Source organism: Natronosporangium hydrolyticum, assembly GCF_016925615.1.
Taxonomy (GTDB): domain Bacteria; phylum Actinomycetota; class Actinomycetes; order Mycobacteriales; family Micromonosporaceae; genus Natronosporangium; species Natronosporangium hydrolyticum.
The window spans coordinates 3,444,802-3,469,835 of sequence record NZ_CP070499.1; the positions used below are offsets into that span (position 1 = coordinate 3,444,802).

Consider the following 25,034-nt stretch of genomic DNA (forward strand, 5'->3'; position numbering starts at 1 on the left):
ATGTGTAGCGAACCGGGCGCTCCCGGCGACGAGCCGCCCACCGAAGACGAGGAACCCCGCCCACGTCCCTCCCCCCGGGATCCCTACCAACCTGCCTAGCCGCCCAGTCACCTGGCCGCGTAGCCCGGCACAGTCGCGGCGGTCGCGCGTCGGTCTGGCCGAGCCTCTGAAAGGAACTCGATGAAACGAACGGCAGTATTGATGTCGGCCGCGTTAGCGGCCGGCATGATCTTAACCGGACCGGGGGCGGCGCACGCCGAGCCGGCCTTGGGCGGCGATCAGGGCCAGGCCCCACCGCCCGCCGAGAAGATCCAGCCCGAGCTGGAGCGCTCGTTCGACACCGACGGGGTGTCGGACTTCTGGATCCGCTTCGCCGACCAAGCCGACCTGTCCGAAGCTCAGCAGATCGACGACTGGGCGGCGCGGGGTGAAGCGGTGGCCGATGCGCTGCGCGACACGGCCGCGGTGAGCCAGCCAGGTGTTCGCCGGGTGCTGGATGAAAGCGGTCTGGAGTACCGCTCCTTCTGGGCCACCAACGCCATCTATGTGCACGACGGCAGCCCCGCCTTGGCGGAGCGGTTCGCCGAGCGAACCGAAGTGGCGGGGTTGTACGCGCCGGTCGAGTACGAGGCGGTCCAGCCCGAGCTGGGCACCGACGCCGGCGCCGCGCCGGCGGTCGAGTGGGGCGTCACGAACATCAACGCCGACCAGGCCTGGGACGAGTTCAACACCCGGGGCGAAGGCATCGTGGTCGCCAACATCGACACCGGGGTGCAGTACGACCACCCGGCGCTGGTCGACAAGTACCGTGGCAACCTCGGCGACGGCACCTTCGACCACAACTACAACTGGTTCGACAGCGACGGGCACTGCGCCGACGGGCCGTGTGACCGGCGCGACCATGGCACCCACGTCATGGGCACCATGGTCGGCAGCACTGACGAGCACCGGTTCGGGATCGCGCCCGGCGCCACCTGGATCACCACCAACGGCTGCTGCCCGAACGACGCGACGCTGATCGCGTCGGGCGAGTGGCTGCTGGAGCCGACCGACCTCAACGGTGAGAACCCGGACGCCGGCATGCGCCCCCACCTCATCAACAACTCCTGGGGCACAACGAATCCGACCACCGAGGATCCGTTCATGGAGGACGTGATCGAGGCCTGGGACGCCTCCGGCATCCTGAGCATCTTCTCCAACGGCAACCACGGCGTCCGCGGCTGCGAGAGCAGCGGCGCACCCGGGAGCCGGAGCCTCACGTACTCGGTCGGCGCCTACGACGTCAACGACCGGATCGCCGACGGTTCCAGCCGTGGACCCGGGCAGGACGGCACGGTCAAGCCGAACATCTCCGCCCCCGGGGTCGGGATCTTCTCCTCCGTCCCCGAGGACGACTACGACACCATCGGCGGCACCTCGATGGCGGCCCCGCACGTCTCCGGCGCGGTGGCGCTGCTGTGGTCGGCGGCGCCGGCCCTGGTCGGCGACACCGCCACCACCCGGGCGCTGCTCGACCAGACCGCCGTCGACACCGAGGACCTCCAGTGTGGCGGCACCCCGGAGCGCAACAACGTCTACGGCGAGGGGCGGCTGGATGCGCTGGCGCTGCTGCGATCCGCGCCGGTCGGCCTCGCCGGCACCCTCACCGGCACGGTGACCGACGCCGAGACCGGCGACCCGGTCGCCGGTGCGGTCGTGGCCACCGACTCCGAGCCGGTGCGGGAGACCGTCACCGACCCAGACGGCGGCTACATGCTCCGGCTCTCCGAAGGCGACTACACCATCACCACCACACACTTCGGCCACCTGGACGGCACGGCCGACGTGACCATCGCCGCCAATGAGACCACCACTGCGGACTTTTCGCTGACGACTGCGCCGCTGGTCGCCGTCAGCGGGCTGGTCCGGGACGGCTCCGACCAGGGCTGGCCACTCTACGCGCAGGTGAGCGTGGCGGGCCGGGATGAGCTGACCACCTACTCGGACCCGTTCACCGGACGGTACCGGCTGCAGGTGCCGGCGGATGCCAGCTACACCCTGGAGGTCACGCCGGAGTACGCGGGATACGAGACTCTGGAGCGGACCGTCGAGGTCGGCAGCGGCAACCAGACAGTGGACCTGTCACCGCGGGTGGAGGTCTGCGCGTCGGCGCCCGGCTACCAGTTCTCCGCCGACGTCGGTGTACTCGGCGACTACGAGATCGTCGACCACCTGCAGCGGCGCGGCATCGGTGGCCAGCAGGTCGACTGGGATGACGACATGTCCGCCTTCGACGTGATCGTCCTCAACCGGGCCTCCCACCCGACTGAGGAGATGTTCCTGGACTTCCTCGCCGAGACCGACGCCGCCGGCACCGGTGTGGTGTTTCTGGACACTTGGGACGGACGCACCGGGGGCAACGGAATCCGGCTGCTGCACATGTACCTCGACAACCCGAGCGAGCACGGCGCTCCGCTCTTCTACGACATCGACTACACCGGCTACCAGGTGGTGCAGGAGCACCCGCTGCTCGACGGCTTCGAACTCGGCCAGGAACTGTTCCACAACACCACCGAGTACACAAAGTACACCGGCTACTTCCAGAACTACGGCGGCGAGGGCCGGATGGTGATCGCCAACGCGATCAACAGCGACACCGGCATCACGGGCGGCGGCATCGGCGTGCAGGAGCGGGACCAGAACCGGCACGTGCTGCTGTCGATGCACGGGACCAGCTTCGGTAACACGCCCGATCTCTGGCACAGCGACTCGGTGCAGGTGTTCGAGAATGCCCTCGACTGGTCCAGCCGGGGCGACTTCAACTGCGGCCCGGTCGACGGTGGCCTGGTCGCCGGGCTCGTGACCGATGAGAACACCGGCGACGGCGTGGTGAACGCCAGTGTCCACAACTCGGCGGATCCCCAGCAGGGCACCCGGTCGGTCCACACCGCCGGCGACCCGGCGCTGATCGACGGGTTCTACGCGCTGTTCGTCTCCCCGCCCGGTGGCCAGGAGGTGACCGCCCACGCGCCGGCGTACGCCGAGCGGACCCACGAGGTCGAGGTGGACAGTGGCTGGGTCGTCCGGCAGGACCTGGCGCTGCCCGCCGGGGAGCTGCTGGTGGAGCCGGCGGAGGTCAGCGCAGAGGTGCCGCTCGGCGGATCCGGCAACGCCGGCTTCACCGTCACCAACACCGGTGGCGCCCCGGTGGAGTTGGAGTTCCGCCAGCGCACCGGCGGCTCGGAGATACTCCGGGCCGACGGCAGCACCGTGCCCAGCTCGGAGATCCTGGCCGAGGCCGGGGCACCGACCCAGCACATCCCCACCTACCGGTCGACGGCGGAGCTGGCCGGGATCGCGCCCGACGCGGTGCTCGGCGGCGCCGGGCCTGCCTCCACGCAGGCAGCTCCGGCCGCGGGCCCGTGGTTGGACCTGCCGTCGACGCCGCGGAACATGATGGACAACGCCGCGGTCACGGTGGCCGGGCAGGTCTACACCTTCGGTGGCTACGCCGGTCTCACCACCGGTGGTGCCCTCGATGATGTATACCGTTACGACCCGGTGGCGCAGGAGTGGGAACAGCTCGGCGACATGCCGGCGCCTCGGCACTCGGCCGCCGAAGGGGTCATCGACGGGATGGTCTACCTGGCCGGCGGCTGGGGTTCCGACGGCGCCGAGATCGTCGCGACGTTGCGCTACGACCCGGCCAGCGATGAGTGGAGCACGGTCGCCCCATCACCGGTGGCCTTCGCCAACGGTGGCTCGGCGGTGCTCGACGACGAGCTCTACGTCGTCGGCGGCTGCACCACCGACAGCTGTGCCCCGTACACCGACGAGGTGCAGCGGTACAGCCCGAACACCGACACCTGGGAGACGCTCGCCAGCTACCCGATGGCGATCGCCTACCCGTCCTGCGGCGCGATCGAGGGACTGCTCTACTGCGCGGGTGGCACCGCGGACCCGGAGCCGACCACCGCGGCGTACGTGTACGACCCGTGGCAGGACGAGTGGAGCCCGGTGGCGGAGCTGCCCGTCGATCTCTGGGGATCGGCCTACCACACCGCGGACGGTCAGCTGCTCGTCTCCGGCGGGGCGAGCGACGGCCGGATCACCAACGAGGGCTTCGCCTACGATCCGGCCACCGACTCCTGGAGCCGGCTGCCCAACGCCAACCAGGCGATTTTCCGGGCCGGCAGCGCCTGCGGGCTCTACCGGGTCGGCGGCTCTCCCTCGGGGATGAACCCGAGCAGCCAGGTGGAGCTGCTGCCGGGCTTCGACCAGTGCGACTCCGACACCGAGGCGGAGTGGCTCTCGGTCGAGCCGGGCACGGCGACGGTGGCTCCCGGCGAGACCCTGGAGGTGACACTGGGGCTGACCGCGGGGATGCCGCAGCCAGGTTTCTACCACGCAACGGTGCTGCTGGCCCAGGACTCGCCGTACCGGATGGAGCCGGTCTCAGTGACGATGGCGGTGACCCCGCCGGACACCTGGGGCAAGCTGACCGGGACCGTCACCGCCCGCAGCTGCGCCGGTGACGAGGCGCCGCTGGCGTCAGCCACGGTGCACCTGAGCACCTGGGTGAGCGAGGTGACCCGCTACACCGACGCGGACGGTGGTTACGCCTACTGGCTAGACCACCGGCACAGTCCGCTCGATGTGATCGTCGCCAAGGACGGCTACCAGCCCCAATTCCGGCAGACCGAGGTCGCCGCCGGTGAGGTGACGGTCGAGGATTGGACGCTGTCGCAGGTGTGTCACACCATGGGGCCCCGCTTCGAGTAGTGGCATCACCCCACTCCGCATAACCGGCCGCGTGACCGGTGGTCCCCACCAGCTCGGTGGGGGCCACCGGTCACGCAGGCGCCCGGGCGGCGTCGAAGAGTCGTGCTTCGACCCGGTCCAGCGCTTGCCGGGTGGCGCCGACCGAGACCGCATCCGGATAACCGCCGGACACCCGCTGGAAATACACAGCGTGAAGGTGTAGGAATGATATGTAGTGACAACCAGGGGGGCGGTCCACGATCCGGTAGGCATCCTCGCGGTGCCTGCTGGTAATGGCGAGCAATTCCCTGTGCTCTTTGAAAGCCCGCGGGTCCGATTGACGCGGCTGCCCGGGGCCGGTCGAGCCGATGGGCTGCTGCGCCGGGAGCTGCTCGGCCCGGACTGGGCCAGCCGGATCCGCCACGAGCAGGATCTGCTTCGCCGGCTCGCCGGGGTTCCCGGAGTGCCGCAGCTGGTGGACGGTGCGGCCTATCCCCGGTCGATCGTGCTCGCTGGGGCCCCCGGCGGATCGCTGGCTAGCGCCGCTCTGCCGCTACCGCTCGAACGGCTGCTCCCGCTATCGACGGGGCTGGCCCGGGTCATCGCGGCGGTACACCAGCAGGGCGTCATCCATCATGGGCTCAGCCGAAGCACGGTGGTCGTCGCCGAATCCGGGCACCAGCCCCAGCTGGTCGACTTCTCGCTGGCGGCCCCGTTGGCGCAGGAGCACCCCGCCCACCGAGACTCCGACGACCTCGCAGCTACCCTCCCTTACCTCGCGCCGGAGGAGACCGGTCGCACCGGCCGCGAGGTGGACCAGCGAGCAGATCTCTACGCGCTCGGCGCCCTGCTATACGAGCTGGCTACGGGTCGACCCCCGTTCGGCACCGGAGATCCGCTACGGCTAAGCCACGACCATCTCGCCCGGACCCCCGCTCCGCCGGATCAGCGCGATCCCGCACTGCCGGCCACGCTCTCCGCGATCATCATGCGGCTACTGGCCAAGGAGCCAGACCACCGTTACCAAAGCGCGGAAGGGGTCGCATACGACCTGTCCCAGGTGGGCCAGCCGGCCGGCGGCGGCCCACTCCCGCTCGGCACCCACGACTACCCCACCGGGCTGGTGTCGCCGCTGCGACCGGTAGGCCGCGAGGAAGAGCTAGCTACCCTGCGCCAGGCGCTGGCCCGGGCCCGCGCCGGTGAGCTGCGAGGGCTGCTGGTCAGTGGCGCTTCCGGGGTCGGCAAGACGTCCCTCGTGACCGAGCTACGTCCGCTGGTCACCGCCGCTGGCGGCCGGTTCGTCGCCGGCAAGTTCGACCGATACCGCCAAGACCCAGACGTCGACGCGATCCGGCAGTGCTTCCGCACCCTCGCCGAATTGCTGCTGGCGGAGCCAGAGGAACAACTATCCGACCTACGGGGGCGGTTGCGCCGAGCGCTCGGCGAGCAGGCCGGGCTGATCGCGGCGGTGGTCCCCGAGCTGGCCCCGTTGCTGCGGATCGCGCCACAGCCGATCGTGGGGGATCCGCTCACGCTGCCGGCCAGGTTGGCGCGCAGCGCGCTGTCGATGCTGCGGGAGATCGCCTCGCCGGAGCGACCGGTCGTCTTCTTCGTCGACGACCTACAGTGGGCCGCGTCGACCCCGCTCAACGCCATCGACCTCATCCTCACCGATGACCAGCCCATGGCCGGCCTGCTACTGGTCGGCGCCTACCGGGACGACGAGGACACCAAGCATGGCCGGCTCGCCGAGTTGTTGCCACGCTGGCGCCGGGTCGAGAGCCCGGTGCTGGAGGTACCGCTCCGCAACCTCTCCCCCGCCGGGCTGAGTAGCCTGCTGCGCGAGATGCTGCGCCTGCCTGCGGAATCGGCCACCGACCTGGCCGCGCTCATCGGCCCGGCCACCGGCGGCAGCCCCTACGAGACGGTGGAGCTGCTCCACGGGCTGCGCCAGGAACGCCTGCTGGAACCGGAGGCGGCCGGTTGGCGTTGGGACGCCGAGGCGATCGCCCGACGGCTCGGCTGGACCGACATCGGGCTGCTGACCACCCAGCGGACCGAGGCGTTGCCGGTAGCGACGCAGCGGCTGCTGCAGAGCATGGCCTGCCTCGGCGGGCGGGTACGACCGGCGCTGCTCCAGGTCGCGGCGGGCGTGGCAGCATCCGAGCTGGAGCCGGCGCTGGGGCCGGCGTTCGCCGGTGGCCTGCTGCAGCGGGAACACGGCGGCGAAGAGTATCTGCAGTTCCGCCACGACCGGGTGCAGGAAGCGGTGCTGGCTGGGGTCACCGCCGAACGCCGACGGCAGCTGCGGTTGTCGCTGGCCCGGCGGCTGGCCCGGCAACCGGCGCTGGCGACCGCGGCGGCCGAACAGTACCTCCCGGTGGTCGACGCGATCGACGATCCCGCCGAGGCGCGGCATGCAGCGTCGCTGCTTCGGCGCGCCGCCGACGAAGCCCGGCTGCTGAGTAACCACGCAGCGGTCGAGGTGCTGCTCGCCGCCGCCGTCCGGCTGACCGACCAGAGCGACCACCCGGTGCTGGTCGACCTTCACGTCGCCCGGCACGCCGCCCTGTACAGCCTCGGCCGGCTGGACGAGGCGGATGCCGTCTTCGACCGCATCGAAGCGCTCGACCCGGCCCCCACCCAGTGGCTCAACGCCACGTCGGTCCAGGTCTGCAGCCTGAGCAACCGCAATCTCTGCGACCAAGCGGTAGCGCTCGGCCTCGATCGGCTCCGCTCGTTCGGGTACGACCCACCGGTGCGGCCCCAGGCCGGCGGCGCGCCCGACGAACCAGACCTCGGTCCGTTGTACCGCTGGTTGGAGCAGGACGAGAGCACCGATCGACAACGGCCGGAGAACACCGATCCGGTGCTGGTCGCCACCGGCACACTGATCGCACGACTGATGGCGCCGGCGTACTTCTCTGATCTGTCCGCGTTGGTGTGGCTGACGCTGGCCTCGGTGCGAATGTGGTTCGACGGCGGCCCCTGCGCCACCCTGGTCGCGCCGCTCGGGCATGTCCCGTTCGTCACCATCGGCCTGCGACAGGACTACCAGGCCGGGTATAAGGCGCTACGACGGGTGCTCGCGGTAGCTCGGGACCGGGGCTACGAACCGGACGCCTCGGAAGCGCTGTTCCTGTACGAAGTGGCGGTGGGCCACTGGTTCGAACCGCTGGAAGCGCACGCGGCGCCGGTCCAATACGCCCGCGAAGGACTGCTGCGAGGCGGCAACCTGCAGAAGGCGTGCCACACCTACTTCGTCTCCACATACGACCTTTTCGACAGCGACCCATCGCTCGACAGCTACGTCACCGAAGTAGACGCCGGCCTGGCGTTCGCCGAGCGGACCGGTAACTTGCTGGCGGCACAGAACATCGCCATGTTCCGGTGGTTGGTAGCGAAGCTGCGGGGGGACGCCGCGACCGGGCCCGACCCGGACCCCGCCGACCCTCCCCCGGGCAACCTGAACGTCGCCCACAATTTTCACGTCAGCCGCGGACTGGCGGCGGTCTTCTTCGGCGACCCGGTCGCCCTCCGCCGGCACAGTACCGCGCTGGGTGAGCTGCTGCCGTCGGTGCCGGCGATCTATCCGACCACGATCGGACACCTGCTGCGGGTGCTGGCGCTCGCCGCCGAACTCCCCACGGTCTCGGCGGACGAACACCCCGGCTGGTTGGCGGCGCTCGATAGCGAGCTGGACTGGTTCGCGGCCCGGGCCGACGACGCCCCGATGAACTTCCACCACCTGCATTGGCTAGCCCGAGCCGAACGGGCCTGGGCCCTTGGTGACTCCGCCGGTGCCGTTCGTGACTTCGACCGGGCCCGGCAAACGGTCGCGGGCGGCACCCGCCCATGGCACCGCGCGCTGATCGCGGAGCGGGCAGCGGCCTTCTACAGCGCGCAGGGAGCGCAGCGCGGGGCGCGCGAACTACAGACAGAAGCGCGCCAGGCGTACCTCAGTTGGGGGGCGACCGCCAAGGTCGCACAGCTCGACGAGGCCTACCCCGAACTCGCCGCACCGGCGCCAGCGGCGACCGGCCACGCCGGTCAGCCGGACGCAGACCTGTTGCCCGGCACCATCGACCTGCTCGGTGTGCTGGCGGCGTCGCAGGCGCTCAGTTCCCAGACCGAGATCGTGGGGCTGCGGGCCCGGGTGGTCGAGGTCCTCAGCGAGATGACCGGTGCGACCGGCGTGCAGCTGCTCGTCGGCGGCGCCGGCGGCGCCGGCTGGCAGGTGGCGGTCCCGGCCGAGGATGGTCAAGTGCCGCTCGACAGTGCCGCCGGCCGCCGACTCGTCCCGGTCACAGCGGTGCGCTACGCCGAACGCACCCGGCAGCCACTGGTGGTCTCCGATGCCAGCCGCGACGACCGGTTCGCCGCCGACCCGTACCTGGCCAGGTTGGACCGGTGCGCACTGCTGGTGGTGCCGATTATGGTCCGGGGCCGGCTGCAGGCGCTGGTCGTGCTGGAGAACCGGCTGATCCAGGGCGCGTTCTCAAGTGACCGGCTGGACGCGGTGATGCTGATCGCCGGCCAGCTCGCGGTCTCCCTAGACAACGCCGATGTCTACGCGTCGTTGGAGCGGAAGGTCGCCGAACGGACCGAGGAGCTCGCCCTGGCTAACCGCCGGCTGGCCCGCCTGAGCGCCACCGACCCACTGACCGGGCTGGCGAACCGGCGAAGTCTGGAGCAGGTCCTCAACGCCGAGTGGGGACGGGCCCAGACGTCCCACGTGCCGATCGGCCTGGCGATGGTCGACATCGACCACTTTAAACTCTACAACGACCACTTCGGCCACGGCGCCGGCGACCGGTGCCTGCGGCGAGTCGCCCAGGTGCTCCGCGAGCAGGTCCGCGACAGCGACCTGGTAGCCCGGTTCGGTGGCGAGGAGTTCGCGGTGGTGTTGCCGGACACACCCGGAGCGGACGCCCGGGCGGCGGCGGAGCGGCTCCGCGGCGCAGTCGCCGCGATGCGCGAACCGAATCCGTTGGCCCCGAACGAGTTCGTGACCGTCAGCATCGGCGTCACCGCGCTGCTGGCGCCACCGGAGACACCGGTCGCCATGTTGATGGAGCTCGCCGACGCCGCGCTCTACCAGGCCAAACGGGGCGGGCGGGACCAGGTCAGCGAGGCCGTTGGCTGACCCGACCGAGCCGACCGCCGGGGCGCACCAGGCGACCGCTGCCGAGCGGTAAGGGTCAGAGCCGCCGATACCGCGCGTCGAAGCAGCAGTAGGCCGCGAAGACCAGCAAGCCGACCGCGACCACGGTCAGCAGCCACGGACCGGCCCCGGTCTCGGCGAACGAACGCAGCGTCGCGTCGACTCCCTTGGCCTCATCCGGGTCGTACTCGACCGCCGCCTGCCCGAGAAAGAGACCCGCGAAAATCATGATGACCCCGCGTGCTGGGTACCCGATCGCCCCGAGCGCCGCAACGGTGGTCCGGGCCGGGCCCGACAGCTGGTGGGTGCGCAGGTCCGCCAGGAACCTCCGGGTCAGCCCCAGGTACGCCGAGTGCAGCCCGACGCCGAGCACCACCAACCCGGCCACCGCCACCAGGAACCGGCCGCCCGGCAGGCCCATCGCCCAGGCGGTGAGGTCGCGGGCCTGTTCGTTGCCGGAGTCCCCGTCGTCGCCGGCGAACAGCAAGGTGGCGATGGTCGCCACCAGGATCCCATAAAGGACGGTACGGGCGGCGGCGACCACCCGGGCACCAGGGCTGCCCATCCCGAGGAGCACCTCGAGCAGTTGCAGTAGCGCCAGCGCGACGAAACCGACCAGCATCAGCGACAGCACCACTGTGCCGAACGGCTGGGCGGCGATCGTGCTGATCGCGCCGCTGTCGTCGGCGTCCTCGGCCGGCTGGCCGAACGAAATCTGCACCGCCAGAATGCCGATCAACGCATAAAGTACACCCCGGAAAACCAGCCCGACGCGGGCTAACCGGTCGAGCACGCTGCTCCGCGCGGCGCGGCGGGCTTGTTGCTGGGCTGAGTCGACGGCTCCGATGATGATCCCCTCCCCCTGGTTCCGCGATCGTACGCGGTGGGCTCGGTAAAGTGGATGAACTGTCGCGCCGACCGAAGGTTGTTCGATGGATCTTGCGCTCGCCCCTGCCGCCATGCCCCTGCTGACCGGCCTTGATGACCGGCCGCTCTTCACCTACTACGACGACGCGACCGGGGAGCGCACCGAGCTGACCGCCGGGGCGCTGGGGGCGTGGGCGGCGCGCACCAGTGGGCTGCTTCGCGACGGCTGCGGTCTCGGCCCCGGTGACCGGGCCGCGGTGCTGCTACCGCCGCACTGGCAAACCGCCGCGGTGCTGCTGGGCGCCTGGTCGGCCGGGGTGACGGTGTCGTTCCGGCCGGCCGCGACCGCCGGGCTGCCGGTGCTCGAACCCGGCGCTGATGAGCCGCTCGACGCCACCTTCGTCTCGGCTGCGCGGCTCGACGACTGGCTCGAGGACGTCCCCGACGCCCACCACCGTTTCGTGCTAGGTCTCGCACCGGGCGCCGCCGAACTGGCCCAGGTGCCCGGGGGCTACCGCGACTACCTGGCGGAGGTGCTCCGGCATCCGCCGACCCCGCCGGCGTACGGGTTGATCCGCGGCACCGACCCGGCGACCGTCGACGGCACCAGCTTCCACGAATGGGCCACGGTGGCCGACGGGGTCGCCGCCCGGCACGGTATCGCCGAGGGCGACCGGCTGTTGGTGGACGCGGCGGAGCATGAGCAACCGGTGGTCTGGTTGCTGGCGCCGCTGCTCGCCGGGGCCTCGGTGGTGGTCTGCGCCAACCTCGACCGGTCCCGACTGGCCGAGCGGCAGCGCCGCGAGCAGGTCACCCGGGTGCTGTGACCCGGCACCGGCGCGCGCGGTCCGCGGCGTCCTGGGCCGTCGCGGCCGAGACGCCGCGGTTGGGTAGCCTGCCTGCATGCCGGGGACCGGGCGGGTGATGTTCTCCGCGGCCGCCGAGTCGTTCCGCCCGGCAGTCGCGGAGCTGCGCGCGGCCTTCGGCCCGGCGCTGCCGGTCACCCGGCTCGGCGCCGACCTCGGGGTGATCGCCGCCGCCGACCCGACCGTCGAGCAGGTCGCCGCCGCCTGCCGGGACCGGCCGTTGGTCTGCGTCCGGCACCTCAGCGTCGAGCGGGCCCGCCTGACCGGGCCCGCCAGCCACGACCTCGACGCGGTCGCCGCGGCGGCGGTCGCCGAAGCAGCGGCCACCAAAGCAGCCGCAGGCGCCGAGCAGCCGGCCGGTGATGAGGTGTCGGTGCAGGTGTGGTTCAGCGGCGAGCCGCGGGTCGGCTACGGCGTCCGTGACCTGGGCTCGCGGGTGAGCCAGGCGCTCACCACCGCCGGCTACCGCGTCCGCCGCTCCGGCGCGGCCCACGTGCTCTCCTGCTGCGTCAGCGACGAGGGTGTCTCGATCGGGGTGAATCGGCTCGCCGACAGCCTGGCGGACTGGCCCGGCGGCCGGGTCCGACTGGCCCGCGGCCCCGACCAGGTCTCCCGGGCCGAGTTCAAGCTGGAGGAGCTGTGCCAGCTGGTTCCGGCGGCGGTGCCCACCACCGGCCGGGCGGTGGATCTGGGGGCCAGTCCGGGTGGCTGGACCCGGATTCTGCGGCGCCGTGGGCTAACCGTGCACGCGGTCGACCCGGGCGACCTCGACCCGCGGGTCGCCGCCGACCCAGGCGTCACCCACGTGCGGACCACCGCCGGGGAGTTCTTCCGCCGGACCGACCTGCGCTTCGATCTCGCCGCGAACGACATGCGGATGGATCCGGTCCGCAGCTGCCAAGTCATGCGGGACCTCGCCCCCCGGCTCCGGCCCGGGGCGGCGGTTATCGTCACCCTGAAGACCGGTGCCCGGGCGCCGCACCGGGCCGTCCCCGACTGTCTGTCGGTGCTGCGGGAACGCTACACCGTCGAGTTCGCCCGGCAGCTGCACCACAACCGGGGCGAGGTCACGGTGCTGGCGCGACTCCCCCGCTGACCGGATCAGAAGATCACGAAGTAGACCGCGATGTGGTGGCACAGCGCGGCGACCAGCGTGCAGGCGTGAAAGAACTCGTGGTGGCCGAAGACGGTCGGCCACGGGTTCGGGCGACGCAGCGCGTAACACAGCGCGCCGCCGGTGTAGAAGACGCCGCCGGCCAGCAGCAGCACCAGCGCCGTGGTTCCGCCGGCGGCGGCGATCTGCGGCAGCACCGCGACCGCGACCCAACCCAGCCCGATGTAGAGCGGCACCGACAGCCACCGGGGCGCGTGCGGCCAGGCGAGCTTCGTCACCACACCGAAAAGGGCGCCACCCCAGACCACCGCCAGCACGGCGGTGGCGGCACCGGGCGAGAGCAGCAACACACTGAACGGGGTGTACGTCCCGGCGATCAACAGGAAGATCATCGAGTGGTCGAGCCGGCGCATGAGCTGGAACCCCCGCTTGCCCCAGACCCGCCGGTGGTAGAGCGCGCTGACGCCGAAAAGGGCCACCACGGTGATGCTGTAGATGGCGCAGCTGACCAGCGGCGCGACGCCGCCGGGCCGGGAAGCAGCGACCGCGCACAGCACCAACCCGCCGACCGCAGCCACCAACGCCGCGTATGCGTGCAGCCAGCCGCGCATTCTCGGCTTACCGAGATCGACCGGGCGCAGCCTACTACCAGGCGTCGTGACCGTCATTAATTCAGGCTAGCGGCGGACCCGCCACCCGCACTACATGAGCCGCGACACGTGACGGATCATCGAGCTTCCCGCGTGGCCTCGTACACCTGCTGGAGATGCTCTCGGACGCTCCGGCCGTCAGCCGCCGGGACCGGCGGTGGGCCGCCCAGCTGCTCGTGCCGGAGCTCAGCCATAAACCGGTCTAGCAGCTCCGGTCCGCCCTCGGCGAGCACCCGCGCCCGCACCGACAGCTCTTCGCTGACCGGCAACCACCGACTCCCCCAGCTGCCGAGCGCCGCCATCACCGGCAGCAGCTCGATCGACGCCTCGGTGAGGCTGTAGATCGCCTTTTGCTTGTGGCTGGGGTCCTGCCGCCGGGTCAGCATGCCGAGCTCGACGAGCTTTCGGAGCCGGGCGGCGAGAATATTCGAGGCGATCCCCTCGACCGACCCGGCGAGCAACTCCCGGAAGTGGCGGCGGCCACCGAAGATCATGTCCCGAAGAATCAGCAGACTCCAGGTGTCACCGATGACCTCCAACGACAGGTTGATCGGGCACCCCGACCGGTGCGGGTCGGTTCGCCCGGACTGGGCCGGGGCTACTTGCGGCATGCAACCAGGTTAGATTAGCGTAGAGACCGATTGCAAGTTGCAACCAGAAATCGAGGGAGCGGGAACCATGGGAAAGCTCATCTATTCAATGCTCATGTCCGTGGACGGATACGTGGCCGACCCGGACGGCGAATTCGACTGGAACAAGCCGGACGAACAGGTGCACAGCTTCATCAACGAACAGGAACGGTCGGTCAGCACCTACCTTTACGGGCGCCGGATGTACCAGCTCATGACCTACTGGGAAACCTCGCACACGCTCCCCGACCAGACCCCGGCTGAGCTGGAGTTCGCCCGGTTGTGGCAGGCCGCCGACAAGGTCGTCTACTCCACCACCCTGACGGCGCCGGCCAGCGAACGGACACAGCTGCACCGCGGCTTCGACCCGGCCGTGGTGCGAAAGCTGAAAGCGGAGTCTGCCGGGGACGTAACCGTCGCCGGGCCGACCCTCGCCGGCCACGCCCTCAACGCCGGGCTGGTCGATGAGTGCCACATGTTCGTCACCCCGGTGATCGTCGGGGGCGGCACCCGATTCCTACCGGACGGGCTGCGAGTCGAGCTGGACCTGCTCGACGAGCGCCGGTTCGACAACGGCGTCGCCTTCCTCCGGTACGCACTCCACCACTGATCGGCTAGCTACGCTGAACTAATGACGACCGAGGCTGCCGCCACCCCGGCGAAGGCCACCAGCCGCCGCGGGCGGGCGCTACGATTCACAGCCCTGGTCACGGCCGTGGTGACGCTGCTGTTCGGGGTGCCCTGGTGGACGCTGACGCTGGCCGGTACGGCATGGCCGCCCTGGATGATCGCGCTCTCTACCGTCGGGTTCGCCGGCGCGGCCGGGGCGCTGCCGTGGCTGCTTTTACGCGGGCACGGCCGCCAGGTCGACTGGGCTGCCCGGACCGGCGACACCATGCTCGGCGTGGTCTGGGTGCTCTTCGCCTGGTCGCTCCTGGGCAACCTGATCCGGCCGGTGCTGGCGGTGGCAGGGCTAGCCGACCCGTTGCGCTCGCGACTGATCGCCGGTGCGGTTGTGGTAATCACGGTCACGCTTGTGGCCTGGGGCTACCGGGAGGCGATGCGGGTCCCGCGGATCCGTCAGGTAGAGGTGACCCTTTCCCGGCTCGGCACCGGCCTGGACGGCCTCCGGGTGGTGCTGCTCAGCGACACCCACTATGGCCCGATCGATCGAAGGCAATGGTCAGCCCGGGTGACCACGGTGGTCAACGAACTCCAGCCGGACCTGGTCTGCCATACCGGCGACATCGCCGACGGCACCGTCGAGGCCCGGCGGGAGCAGGCCGCCCCGCTCGGCGAGGTGCGGGCCCAGCTGGCCAAGGTGTATGTCACCGGCAACCACGAATACTTCGGCGACGCGCAGTCTTGGCTGGACCACCTGCAGACGCTCGGTTGGGAATCCTTGCACAACCGCCATCTGGTGCTCCGGCGCGGCGAGTCCGAGCTGATCGTCGCCGGGGTGGACGACGCGACCGCCGGTGGCTCGGCGGCACCGGGCCACCGGCCGGACCCGGCGACCGCCCTGGCCGGCGCGGACCCCGCGCTACCGGTGCTGCTCCTGGCCCACCAGCCCAAACAGCTCCCGCAAGCGGTCGCGCACGGGGTCGACCTACAGCTGTCCGGGCACACTCACGGTGGGCAGATCTGGCCGTTCCACCTGCTGGTCCGGCTGGACCAGCCGACCTTGCAGGGCCTGACTCGGCACGGCGACCGCACCCAGCTCTACACCACCCGCGGCACCGGCTTCTGGGGGCCGCCGTTGCGGATCTTCGCGCCGAGCGAGATCACGCTGTTGACGCTGCGCGCGCCGGCGCCCTTGCCGGACCGCGGCTGACGCATCAGCTCATGATCGCGGGCTCGAGCAGCACCAACGGGATCTCCCGCTCGGTCTGGGTCTGATACTTGTCGTAATCCGGCCACACCCGGGCCATGGCCGGCCACCATGCCGCCCGCTCCTGCGGGTCGGCGACCCGGGACCGAGCAGGGAACTTGTCGGCCCCCACCTGGACCCGCACCTCCGGATCTGCCTGCAGATTCAGGAACCAGCCCGGGTGCTGGTCGGCGCCGCCGGCCGAGGCGACGACCACATAGCCACCGTCGACCTGCTGGTAGATCAGCGGCGTCTTTCGCTGCTGGCCGCTCTTTCGCCCGGTAGTGGTGAGGATCAGCACCGGGGCGCCGTTGAGCCAGATGTGACCCTCCGCGCCATCGGTCTCCTCATAGACCCGGACGTGTTCGTCACCGAAGAGCATGCGCGCCTTGCCCCTTCCGCCGTCACGGTTACTCCGACAGTCATCGTCAACAGTGTATCCAGCGGCGCACCGCTATCCCCGACGCCGGCGATAGCCGGGCCCGCCGGGAAGATTATATGAGCGCTGTTATATTAACGCTGTGACAATCTCCGCCGACCCCACTCGGACCAGCCGACTCCGGCCGCTGCGCCAACTGCTGGAGAGCATGAACGACGACATCGCCCGCCTCTACGCCGACCGGGGCGTGGTCGGCGTCCGGCCCCGCTTCAGCATGGCGCTGATCCGGCTCCACCATCTCGGGCCGATGACCATCCGGGCGCTCGCCCACGAAGTCGATGTGAGCCACTCCGCGATGAGCCAGACGATCACCGTGATGCGGCGGGAAGGGCTGGTCTCCGCCGGCGCCGGAGACGACGCCCGCACCCGGCTGGTGTCCCTGACCGCGCTCGGCCGGGAACTGGTCCCGCTACTGGAGGCGGAGTGGCGCGCCACCGAATCCGCGCTCGCTGAGCTCGATGCCCAGGTCCCGTACCCATTGGCACGGGTCGTCGCCGACCTCGCCGAGGCGTTGGCACACCGCAGCTTCTACGACCGGGTCGTGGCCCATCTCGACCCGTCCACCGATGCCGAATGAGCCTGCTCGCCAAGACCGATCTGCTGCTCGATACCCGCCCACTACGCACCGCGCCTGCCTTCCGGCGGCTCTGGTTCGGACTCACCGCCGACGGATTGGGCCACCAGCTCGCCGTCGTGGCGCTGATGCTCCAGGTTTGGCACCTCACCGGCGACCCGTTCTGGGTGGGTTCGATCGGGGTCGCACACGTCGTCCCGATGATTGCGTTCAGTCTGTTCGGCGGCTCGCTCGCCGATCGGCTCGACCGCCGAGTGCTGCTGCTCTGGGCAAAATCCGGAGCAGTGGTGATCTCAACCCTCCTGGCTGCCCAGGCGCTCGCCGGAATCAGCTCGCTGCCGCTGGTGCTCGGCCTGATCGGCGCCCAGGCCGCCGCCGCTGGCCTGGGGGCACCAGCCCGACGGGCCGTACTCCCCCGGCTGTTGCCCCGCGACCAGGTAGCGGCCGGCATCGCGCTGCACCACCTCAGCTTCCAGATCGCGATGCTCGTTGGACCTGCGGCGGCCGGGATCATCGCGGCCCACTGGGGCGTCGCCGCCTGCTATCTGATCAACGCTGCCGCAACCGGAATCGCGCTCTACAGCGTCGCGCGGCTGCCGGCGATTCCCCCCACCACCAGCAGCGAGGCGCCGACCGGCCAGCGGCTGCTCAGCGGCTGGTTCCTGGTCGTGCGCAACCGGGTACTGCGCGGCGCCTTCCTCACCGACCTGGCCGCCACCCTGCTCGCGATGCCGATCGCACTCTTCCCGCTGGTCAACGAGGAACGGTTCGGGGGCGACCCGCGAGTGCTGGGGCTGTTCCTGTCGGCGATCGCTGTCGGCGGGATCGGCGCGGGCCTACTCTCCGGCACGGTGACCCGGGCCAGGCGCCCTGGCTGGGTGGTGCTGGTCGCCGCGGCCGTATGGGGCATCGGCCTCGCCGGCTTCGGCTTCGCGCATTCACTCTGGTTAGCGCTCGGGTGCCTGGCGATCGCCGGCGCCGCCGACACCGTCTCGATGATCTCGCGCGGGGCGATCGTGCAGCTCGCCACGCCGGACTCGCACCGCGGCCGCACGAGCTCGGTCGAGCACGTCCTCGTAGCCGGCGGACCGCACCTCGGCAACTTCCGGGGCGGCCTGGTCGGCGGCCTCACCTCATCGACGATCGCGCTGGTCAGCGGCGGCCTACTGGCGGTCGTCGCGATCGCCGCAATCGCCGCCACCCACCCGGCGTTCCGTCGCTTCCGCCCCGCCGAGTCGACCGACACCACCCAGCCAGCACCTGCTACCCCGGCCACGTTGTGACAACCTCACTGGTGCCCGGCAGCTCACGCCGCTGCGATTGATGACCGTGGAGCGAGAGGTTTGCCATGCCCGCTTTCAGGCACCTACGGGTACCCGCACCAGCTGGCATGCCCTTCTTGGTTACCCCGACATGGTTGGGCAGGGAGGGATCTTGCACACCGGAATGTCCGACTTTTCCGTACGCAAGATCCCTCCCTGCCCAACCATGTCCGAAATGCCCCGCAACTCCGGATGGTGCCCCGGAATGACCTGCCGTGGACCGGCTGAGCCGCGCCCGGTCAGGCGGACAGCGATTCGGTCGGCGCCGCCAGGGCCGGCCCGGGTTGCCGGCGCCGACGCCAACGGCAGAGCCACCAGCCGCCGCCCACCAGACACGCCGCCGCGACCAGTAACGAGCCCGGGAACTTGGTCAGCACCGGCACCCCGAGTCCGCTCGGCAGGGTGAGCACGGTCAAGCCAACCGCTGCGATCGCCAGCCAGGAGCGGGCCCGGAGCGACCGTACCGAGGCGGCGAGCACCGCCAGCGCCGCCACCGCGTACCAGGGGTAGACCACCGGGCCGAGTATCACCACCGCAGCGAGCACCACCCCGGCCCGGAGCACCACCGCCTGGACCTGGTCGCGCCGCTGCCACGCCTGCCAGAACGCCACGAGCGCGAGCACCGCGAGAGCCGCAACCCCGAGGGTCCGGGCCACCGCCACCACGGTGTCGAAGGCGCCCGGTGCGCCCAGTCCCCACAGCAGGTAGCCGGCGGCCATGCCCAGTGCGCTGGGCAGCGAGCTCCACTGGACTAGGGTGCCGGTGTCGGTCAACGCCGTCCACCAGCCAACGCCGAGCCCGGTCACGATACTTACGGCCGCGAACGACCCGCCCGCGGCGAGCGCCGCCAGCCCCACCGCCCACCATCCCCGGCGCAACACCAACAGCAGCACGAACGGCAACGCAGCCAGCGCTGTCACTTTAACCGCCACCGCCAGGCCGATGGCCGCCCCAGCGGCTACCACCACCGCTGACCCTCGGACGCCCGGCTCCGGCCCGCGTCCGGCCGCCCCCTGCGCTGACGGCGCAGCCGACGCCGCCAACGCCAGCCCTGCCACGAGCAGCCCGGCCACCAACGCGTCGTTGTGGCCTCCGCTGACGACGTGGACGACGATCAGCGGACTGATCGCTCCCAGCCAGATCGCCGCACCGGGGGCGACTCCGCAGGCGCGCGCCAGCCGGGGCAGGGCGGCGGCGAGCAGCACCGCGCCGAGTACCGCACCGAGCCGCAGCCCGGCCAGCGCCAACCAGAGCTGCGCGGACGAATCGGTGGCCAACGCCTGCGCGACCGCCACCGCCGCGGCCGCCGCCAGCAGCGCCACCGGACCGTACGGCGTGGTGGTTTCTTGCCAGAGCGGCGGCACCGACGCCAGCCAGGGGCAGTCACTCCCGGCGGCGCCCACCGCGTACGGGTCGTAGCCGGCCAGCCAGCCGGCGCCCTGGCAGGCGTAGGCGTACAGGTCCCGGCTGCCGAGCGGCGGCGCGATCAGCAGCGGCGCCGCCCACAACGCTCCGGTGACCAGGACCCACCGCAAAGAAGGTCCGCGCTCCGGGTCGCGCCACGCCCGGCCGAGCCGCCACCACGCACCGCCGACGAGGATCAGCCCGCCAAGGTAGCTGAGCAGTCCGAGCCGGAACCACCAGTCCGGCCCCCAGAGCGCCTCAGCCTGGGTCGCTGGTGCTGGCCCAGGCCCGGCCCCGGCGAGCACCGCCGCCGCCGCGAGGAGCACCCCGCCAGCGAACCCGAGCCACCGGAGCCGGCTGATCAACCCGCCGCCCGCTGCTCCGGCGCCGGGTTATCGTCCCTTTCCGAGACCGCAGCCACCGCGAACTCATCGGTCTCGCTGTTTCGCTGTCTGGGTAGCGGCTCGGCATCTGCCGGGTCGGCTTCCGGCTCGGCAGCTGCCTCCCCGGCCCCGCGCTCGGCGTCGGCTGCGGCGCGCTGGCGTGCGCGATACGCCCACCACCACTTTTCCGCCAATCCGACCACCAAGAAGGTCAAGCCGACGTACACCCACCCGGCCAACACGTCGATGATGTAGTGCTCACCCGCATACACCAGGGTAAAGGTCATCGCCAACGGATACGTCAGCAGCAGTGGCCACCACCGCCGGCGCAGCTGCGGCAGGAAGAACACCACCACTAGCAGCGCCCAGGCGGTATGCAGGGAGGGCATGGCGGCGACCGGGTTGGAGGCGAGCTGGCCGGTGTTCAACGCGTTGTACGCGCCGTGCAGGCCAAGCTCCGCCCAGCCGCGGGTGGAGATCCGGTCCACCGCTTCGGTGAGATAGCCGTGCTCGTAGGCCCACCACGGCGGGGCCGCCGGGTAGATGAAGTAGGTGGCGAGCCCGGCCGCGCACAGAAACAGGAACCGCCGGATGAACGCCGCCCACCTGGCCCGGTTCCGCAGCCACAGCACCAGCGCCACGCCGATCGCCAACACGAAGTGCGAGAAGTACACCCAGCTGGCGAGCATGTCCCACCAGTGCACCCGGTCCGGGTCGTACAGGTGCTCCTGCAGCCAGGTGGTCGGGACCTGACCGCCGGTGAGCCAGCCGAACATCCACACGTCGGCGTTGATCAACTCGGTGACGTACGGGTCGGTCGACTCGGCGAAGCCGCGGGAGAGGTTGTAGATGACCAGGAGCACCACCACCGGCGCCCAGTCCCGGACGAACCCCAGGTGCACCCGCCACGGCTCGAAGTTGCGCCAGGCGATGGTGGCGGTCCACAACCACACGAACATGTAGACCGGTTCGGTGGGCAGCCCGATGGTGAGCCAGCCGACGACGAAGGCGAGCCCCCAGATCGTCATGCCGATGATCCGGCGACGCCGGCGGTCAATCACGGGTGGGAGCTGCTCGGGGGCGAGGCTACTGGCGGGAGACTCTGTCTGGGTGGCGTCCGTCGGCACGCGAACAGCTTAATGCCGAGTAAATCGCGGCCGTCGCCACGGCTGGTAATGGGTGCTATGACCCGCGCTGGGCGCCTACCCTGACGATATGGAGCAGCAGCCAACTCTTACCGCAGGGCTCACCGCACAGGTCGAGCTGACCGTCACCGACGCAGACACCGCGCAGGCGTTGGGCTCTGGCGACGTGCCGGTATTGGGCACTCCCCGGGTGCTGGCGCTCGCCGAGGCCGCCACCGTCGCGGCGACCGCACCTAAGCTCGTCCCCGGCTGGACCACCGTGGGCACCGAGGTGGAGCTGGAGCACACCACCGCGAGTCCGATCGGCACTGTGGTGACCGCGGTCGCCACCCTCGCCAAGGTCGACGGGCGGCGGCTGCTCTTCGAGCTCCGGGTCACCGCGGGCGGCGAGCCGGTCGCCGAGGGCCGGATCGAACGCACCCTGGTCGACCGCCAGAAGTTCCTGGCCAAGGCGCTCGGCGAGTAACCGGCGTGGCCGGGCGGTCCGGCCACCCCGCCCCGGGTCAGTTGGCGGGCAGCGCCGTCGCGAGCGCCAGCTCCGTCGGATCGTCGGCGACCGGCAGCGCGCTGCCCTCGATGAACTCGTCCCACGACAGTTCCCAGGCGGTCCAGCCGTTGCCGTGCTCGATCTGCCGCTCGGTGCCGGTGACCGTCACCGGGTCACCCACCTTGATCACTTCGTAGAGCCACTGGGCGTCGGCGGTGGCGAGGTTGACACAACCATGGGAGACGTTGCGGACTCCCTGGTCGCCGACCGACCACGGGGCGGCGTGAATGAACTCCCCCTGCCAGCTGAGCCGCATCGCGTAGGCCACCTCCACCCGATATCCGGCGTCACCCAGCTCGGCGAAGGTGTCGAAGATAGTGCTGGCCTTGCGCGACATCACCACCAGGTTGCCCGACGAGGAGGGGGTGCTCGGCTTGCCCAGACTCACCGGCATGCTCCGGGCCTCGACGCCGTCGCCTTCGACGGTCATCTGTTTGGTGGCGTTGTCGACCTCGATCGACAGTGCCCGCCCGATGGTCGCGGTGGCGCTCCGGTCGGCGTCGCCGTAGCGGTCGTCGCCGGTGGGGTGGCCGTCGAGCGCGATCCGGGCGCTGATCGTGGTGCCGGGCTGCCAGTGTTCCGGCGCCCGGTAGAACGCCTGCCGACCGTCGGCCACCCAGCTCCAGGCGCCCGGCTGCGGCGGGTCGGTGCTGACGAACATCCGGCGCTGCACCTCGGCCCGGGCCTCCGGCGGCACCGGCTGGTGAAACTCCACCACCACCGGCATCGCCACGCCATACTCGGCGCCGTCCTGGAGGTACAGCCCGGTGTCGGTACGCCGTTCCGGCTCGGTCATGGTGGTGAAGCTGGTCTCGACCGTGCTGCGCTGCCCATCGCGGTTGGCGGCGGTGACGGTCGCGCGGTAAGTGGTCTCGGGCGCCAACGGCTGGTTCGGCACCCACCCGGTGCCGTCGGCCCGCATCCGCCCCGCCACCCGGTCGCCGTCCTCGTCGACCAGCGCCACCTCGCTGAGCACTCCGCCCGTTACCTCGGTACCGATCTCGGTGCTCAGGGGAGCGTCGTCCGCGCCGGTGGGGGGAGTGATCCGAAGCACGGGTGACCCGTCGGCGTTCAACAGGTCCCCGTCCGGCGTAGGCGGAGCCGCAGAGCGCCCGCACGCCACCAGATTCAGCGGCACCACCACCGCGAGAGCAACCCAACCACGCCAACCGCCCACGACCCGTGCCATCGGACCCCCCAACTGGAATGTGAGTTATTCTCCAGTTGTCCCCATAGTGCCTGACAAAAGCCACGACTGGGGGAGTTTTGGGTAATCCGGACAAGAGGGGGTGGGTTGGTCAGGACACCATCGACCCCACAACCGGCTTCGTAAGCAGGGCAGACTGGTTACGCTCCACGCCCGGGTCCAGGGTGCGGGCCACGAAGATCGCATGCCAGACACAGAAGACCAGCACCGTCCAGATTTTGCGGGAGTGGTCCGCCTCGCCGCTACGGTGGGCCCGCAACAACTCCCGGGCGTATCCAAGGTCGAGCAGATCGCCGGCGCCCGAGGTGGCGAAGATGTGGTCCGCCCAGTCGGCCATCTCCCCCGCCAACCACACCCGGGTCGGGGTCGGGAAGCCCAGCTTCGGCCGGTTCACGATCGCCGGCGGCACCACCTGCGCCAGCGCCCGCCGCAGCGCGAACTTGGTGTCCCGGGAGCGGGGCGGCAGCTTCAGCTCCACCGGGATGGTGGCGGCGACCTCGAACACCTCCTTGTCCAGGAACGGCACCCGCACCTCCAGCGAGTGGGCCATGGACATCCGGTCGGCCTTGACCAGGATGTCGCCGCGTAGCCAGGTGTAGAGGTCCACATACTGCATCTGCGTGACCTCGTCGAGGTCGGGCACCTCGGCGTAGACCGGCGCGGTCACGTCGGTGTAGCGCACCGCCGGATCGTAGCGGCGCAGCAGCCGCTGCTTCTGCTCCTCGGTGAAGATCCGGGCATTGCCGTAGTAACGCTCCTCGATCGGGGTGGTCCCGCGCTCCAGGAAACTCTTGCCCTTGACCCCTTCCGGCATCACCTTCGAGACCGCGCGCAACCCCCGCTGCACCCCGTCCGGCAGGGACTGCACCCCCGCCAGCGACAGCGGCTCCCGGTAGATGGTGTAGCCGCCGAAGAACTCGTCGGCTCCCTCCCCGGAGAGCACCACGGTGACGTGCTCGGCGGCCTTCTTCGCCACGAAGTAGAGCGGCACCAGCGCCGGGTCGGCGACCGGGTCGTCCAACTGCCAGACGATCTTCGGCAACGCCGCCATCATGTCCTGCGGGCCGATCTTGGTCGGGTGGATCGCCACCCCCAGGTGCTTGGCCGAGTCCACGGCCACGTCGATCTCCGAGTAGCCCTCGACGTCGTACCCGACGGTGAAGGTCTGGATGTTGGGGTGGAACTCCCGGGCCAGCGCCACCACCGCGGTGGAGTCGATCCCGCTGGACAGAAACGCGCCCACCGGGACATCGGCGCGCATGTGCATCCGCACGCTCTCCCGCAGCACGTCCCGGATCCGGTCGTAGAGCGCCTCCGGGTCCGGCGCAGGCGCAGGCCGGAACACCGGCTGGTACCAGCGGCGGACGGTCACCTCGCCGCCCGGGCTCCAGGTCAGGCACTCCCCCGAGCCGATCCGCTCGATCCCGTGGTGCAGGGTGCGCGGCTCCGGCACATACTGCAGCGTCAGGTAATGCGACAGGTTCGCGGTGTCCACCCCCGCGTCGCCCGCGACCGCCGAGGGCGCGAACGGCAGCAGCGCCTTCTTCTCTGAAGCCAGATAGACCCCGTCGTCGGTACGCAGGTAGTGCAACGGCTTGATACCGTACGGGTCGCGGGCGCCGAAGGCCCGCCGCTGCTCCCGGTCCCAGATGACGAACGAGAACATGCCCCGCAGCAGGTGCACCGCCGCCTCACCGAGATAGTGGTACGCCGCCACGATCACCTCGCCGTCGCCAGCGGTCGCGAACTGTGCCCCGTACTCCCGCGCCAGCTGTTGGCGCAACTCAACGTAGTTGTAGATCTCGCCGTTGAAGGTCAGCAGGTAGCGGCCGTCAGCGTACGACAGCGGTTCGTGGCTGGAGGCCACGTCGATGATCGACAACCGTTTGTGTGCGAAGACCGCGTCGGTGCCGGCGCCGTCGGGGGATTTGATCACCTCGACCCCGGTCTCGTCCGGGCCCCGGTGATGCAGGCACTCGAGCGCAGCCGCGAGCTGGTCCCGGTGTGATTCGGCGTTGGCCGACGAGCTGAAGAAGGCGAGCAGTCCGCACATGGAGGTCATCTTTTCACGCGGTACGGTCGAGAAGTCCAGACACCGGCACGAAGGGGTGCG

17 protein-coding genes are annotated in these 25,034 nt (G+C 70.6%); 9 read left to right on the top strand and 8 right to left on the bottom strand.

What is annotated here, in order from left to right:
* Nucleotides 1–225 precede the first annotated feature (225 nt).
* Entirely contained in the window at nucleotides 226–4,761 is a 4,536-nt protein-coding gene (locus tag JQS43_RS15335) for a S8 family serine peptidase (protein WP_239675070.1), read from the top strand.
* 289 nt (nucleotides 4,762–5,050) lie between these two features.
* Nucleotides 5,051–9,886 carry a diguanylate cyclase gene (locus JQS43_RS15340; protein WP_239675071.1) on the top strand — a complete coding sequence of 1,612 codons (4,836 nt, stop codon included), beginning with the start codon at nucleotides 5,051–5,053 and terminating at the stop codon, nucleotides 9,884–9,886.
* A gap of 55 nt (nucleotides 9,887–9,941) precedes the next feature.
* Here JQS43_RS15340 and JQS43_RS15345 read toward each other — a convergent pair whose 3' ends face one another.
* Nucleotides 9,942–10,865, bottom strand: coding sequence for a DUF1206 domain-containing protein (locus tag JQS43_RS15345; protein ID WP_275580903.1), 924 nt, complete (start codon nucleotides 10,863–10,865; stop codon nucleotides 9,942–9,944).
* Here JQS43_RS15345 and JQS43_RS15350 point away from each other — a divergent pair.
* Complete coding sequence (locus JQS43_RS15350; protein ID WP_239675073.1) at nucleotides 10,837–11,598, top strand: TIGR03089 family protein; 762 nt, start codon at nucleotides 10,837–10,839, stop codon at nucleotides 11,596–11,598. The two genes, JQS43_RS15345 and JQS43_RS15350, sit on opposite strands and share 29 nt — an antisense overlap.
* A 76-nt stretch (nucleotides 11,599–11,674) precedes the next feature.
* Nucleotides 11,675–12,733: an SAM-dependent methyltransferase gene (locus tag JQS43_RS15355; protein ID WP_239675074.1), complete on the top strand. Its 1,059-nt coding sequence runs from the start codon at nucleotides 11,675–11,677 to the stop codon at nucleotides 12,731–12,733.
* Nucleotides 12,734–12,738: 5 nt separating this feature from the next.
* Here JQS43_RS15355 and trhA read toward each other — a convergent pair whose 3' ends face one another.
* Both trhA and JQS43_RS15365 read right to left on the bottom strand, forming a co-directional pair.
* Nucleotides 12,739–13,419 (bottom strand): PAQR family membrane homeostasis protein TrhA, encoded by a 681-nt coding sequence (gene trhA, locus JQS43_RS15360; RefSeq protein WP_239675075.1) that lies wholly within the window; start codon nucleotides 13,417–13,419, stop codon nucleotides 12,739–12,741.
* Between the two features lie 59 nt (nucleotides 13,420–13,478).
* Nucleotides 13,479–14,012: a winged helix-turn-helix transcriptional regulator gene (locus JQS43_RS15365; protein WP_239675076.1), complete on the bottom strand. Its 534-nt coding sequence runs from the start codon at nucleotides 14,010–14,012 to the stop codon at nucleotides 13,479–13,481.
* Nucleotides 14,013–14,079: 67 nt separating this feature from the next.
* On the opposite strand from JQS43_RS15365, the gene JQS43_RS15370 reads away from it, so the two are divergent.
* Both JQS43_RS15370 and JQS43_RS15375 read left to right on the top strand, forming a co-directional pair.
* Nucleotides 14,080–14,640 (top strand): dihydrofolate reductase family protein, encoded by a 561-nt coding sequence (locus tag JQS43_RS15370; protein WP_239675077.1) that lies wholly within the window; start codon nucleotides 14,080–14,082, stop codon nucleotides 14,638–14,640.
* Nucleotides 14,641–14,661: 21 nt separating this feature from the next.
* Nucleotides 14,662–15,864: a metallophosphoesterase gene (locus JQS43_RS15375; protein WP_239675078.1), complete on the top strand. Its 1,203-nt coding sequence runs from the start codon at nucleotides 14,662–14,664 to the stop codon at nucleotides 15,862–15,864.
* Between the two features lie 4 nt (nucleotides 15,865–15,868).
* Here the strand turns inward: JQS43_RS15375 and JQS43_RS15380 are convergent, their stop codons facing one another.
* Nucleotides 15,869–16,282, bottom strand: a complete 414-nt coding sequence (locus JQS43_RS15380; RefSeq protein ID WP_239675079.1) for a nitroreductase family deazaflavin-dependent oxidoreductase — start codon at nucleotides 16,280–16,282, stop codon at nucleotides 15,869–15,871.
* A 139-nt stretch (nucleotides 16,283–16,421) separates the two neighbouring features.
* Here JQS43_RS15380 and JQS43_RS15385 point away from each other — a divergent pair, with 139 nt between their 5' ends.
* Both JQS43_RS15385 and JQS43_RS15390 read left to right on the top strand, forming a co-directional pair.
* Nucleotides 16,422–16,916, top strand: a complete 495-nt coding sequence (locus tag JQS43_RS15385) for a MarR family winged helix-turn-helix transcriptional regulator (RefSeq protein ID WP_239675080.1) — start codon at nucleotides 16,422–16,424, stop codon at nucleotides 16,914–16,916.
* Nucleotides 16,913–18,196, top strand: a complete 1,284-nt coding sequence (locus tag JQS43_RS15390) for an MFS transporter (protein ID WP_239675081.1) — start codon at nucleotides 16,913–16,915, stop codon at nucleotides 18,194–18,196. Before JQS43_RS15385 ends, JQS43_RS15390 begins: the two co-directional genes overlap by 4 nt.
* A gap of 278 nt (nucleotides 18,197–18,474) precedes the next feature.
* Here the strand turns inward: JQS43_RS15390 and mptB are convergent, their stop codons facing one another.
* Both mptB and JQS43_RS15400 read right to left on the bottom strand, forming a co-directional pair.
* Nucleotides 18,475–20,004, bottom strand: coding sequence for a polyprenol phosphomannose-dependent alpha 1,6 mannosyltransferase MptB (gene mptB / locus JQS43_RS15395; protein ID WP_239675082.1), 1,530 nt, complete (start codon nucleotides 20,002–20,004; stop codon nucleotides 18,475–18,477).
* A complete protein-coding gene (locus JQS43_RS15400) occupies nucleotides 20,001–21,050 on the bottom strand; it encodes a phosphatase PAP2 family protein (RefSeq protein WP_239679454.1) in 1,050 nt (349 codons plus the stop codon). Before JQS43_RS15400 ends, mptB begins: the two co-directional genes overlap by 4 nt.
* A gap of 187 nt (nucleotides 21,051–21,237) precedes the next feature.
* On the opposite strand from JQS43_RS15400, the gene JQS43_RS15405 reads away from it, so the two are divergent.
* Nucleotides 21,238–21,633, top strand: coding sequence for a thioesterase family protein (locus JQS43_RS15405; RefSeq protein WP_239675083.1), 396 nt, complete (start codon nucleotides 21,238–21,240; stop codon nucleotides 21,631–21,633).
* A 37-nt stretch (nucleotides 21,634–21,670) separates the two neighbouring features.
* On the opposite strand, the gene JQS43_RS15410 is transcribed toward JQS43_RS15405, so the two are convergent.
* Nucleotides 21,671–22,903, bottom strand: a complete 1,233-nt coding sequence (locus JQS43_RS15410) for a L,D-transpeptidase (protein ID WP_239675084.1) — start codon at nucleotides 22,901–22,903, stop codon at nucleotides 21,671–21,673.
* 109 nt (nucleotides 22,904–23,012) lie between these two features.
* Nucleotides 23,013–24,974, bottom strand: coding sequence for an asparagine synthase (glutamine-hydrolyzing) (asnB, locus tag JQS43_RS15415; RefSeq protein WP_239675085.1), 1,962 nt, complete (start codon nucleotides 24,972–24,974; stop codon nucleotides 23,013–23,015).
* Between the last annotated feature and the right edge of the window lie 60 nt (nucleotides 24,975–25,034).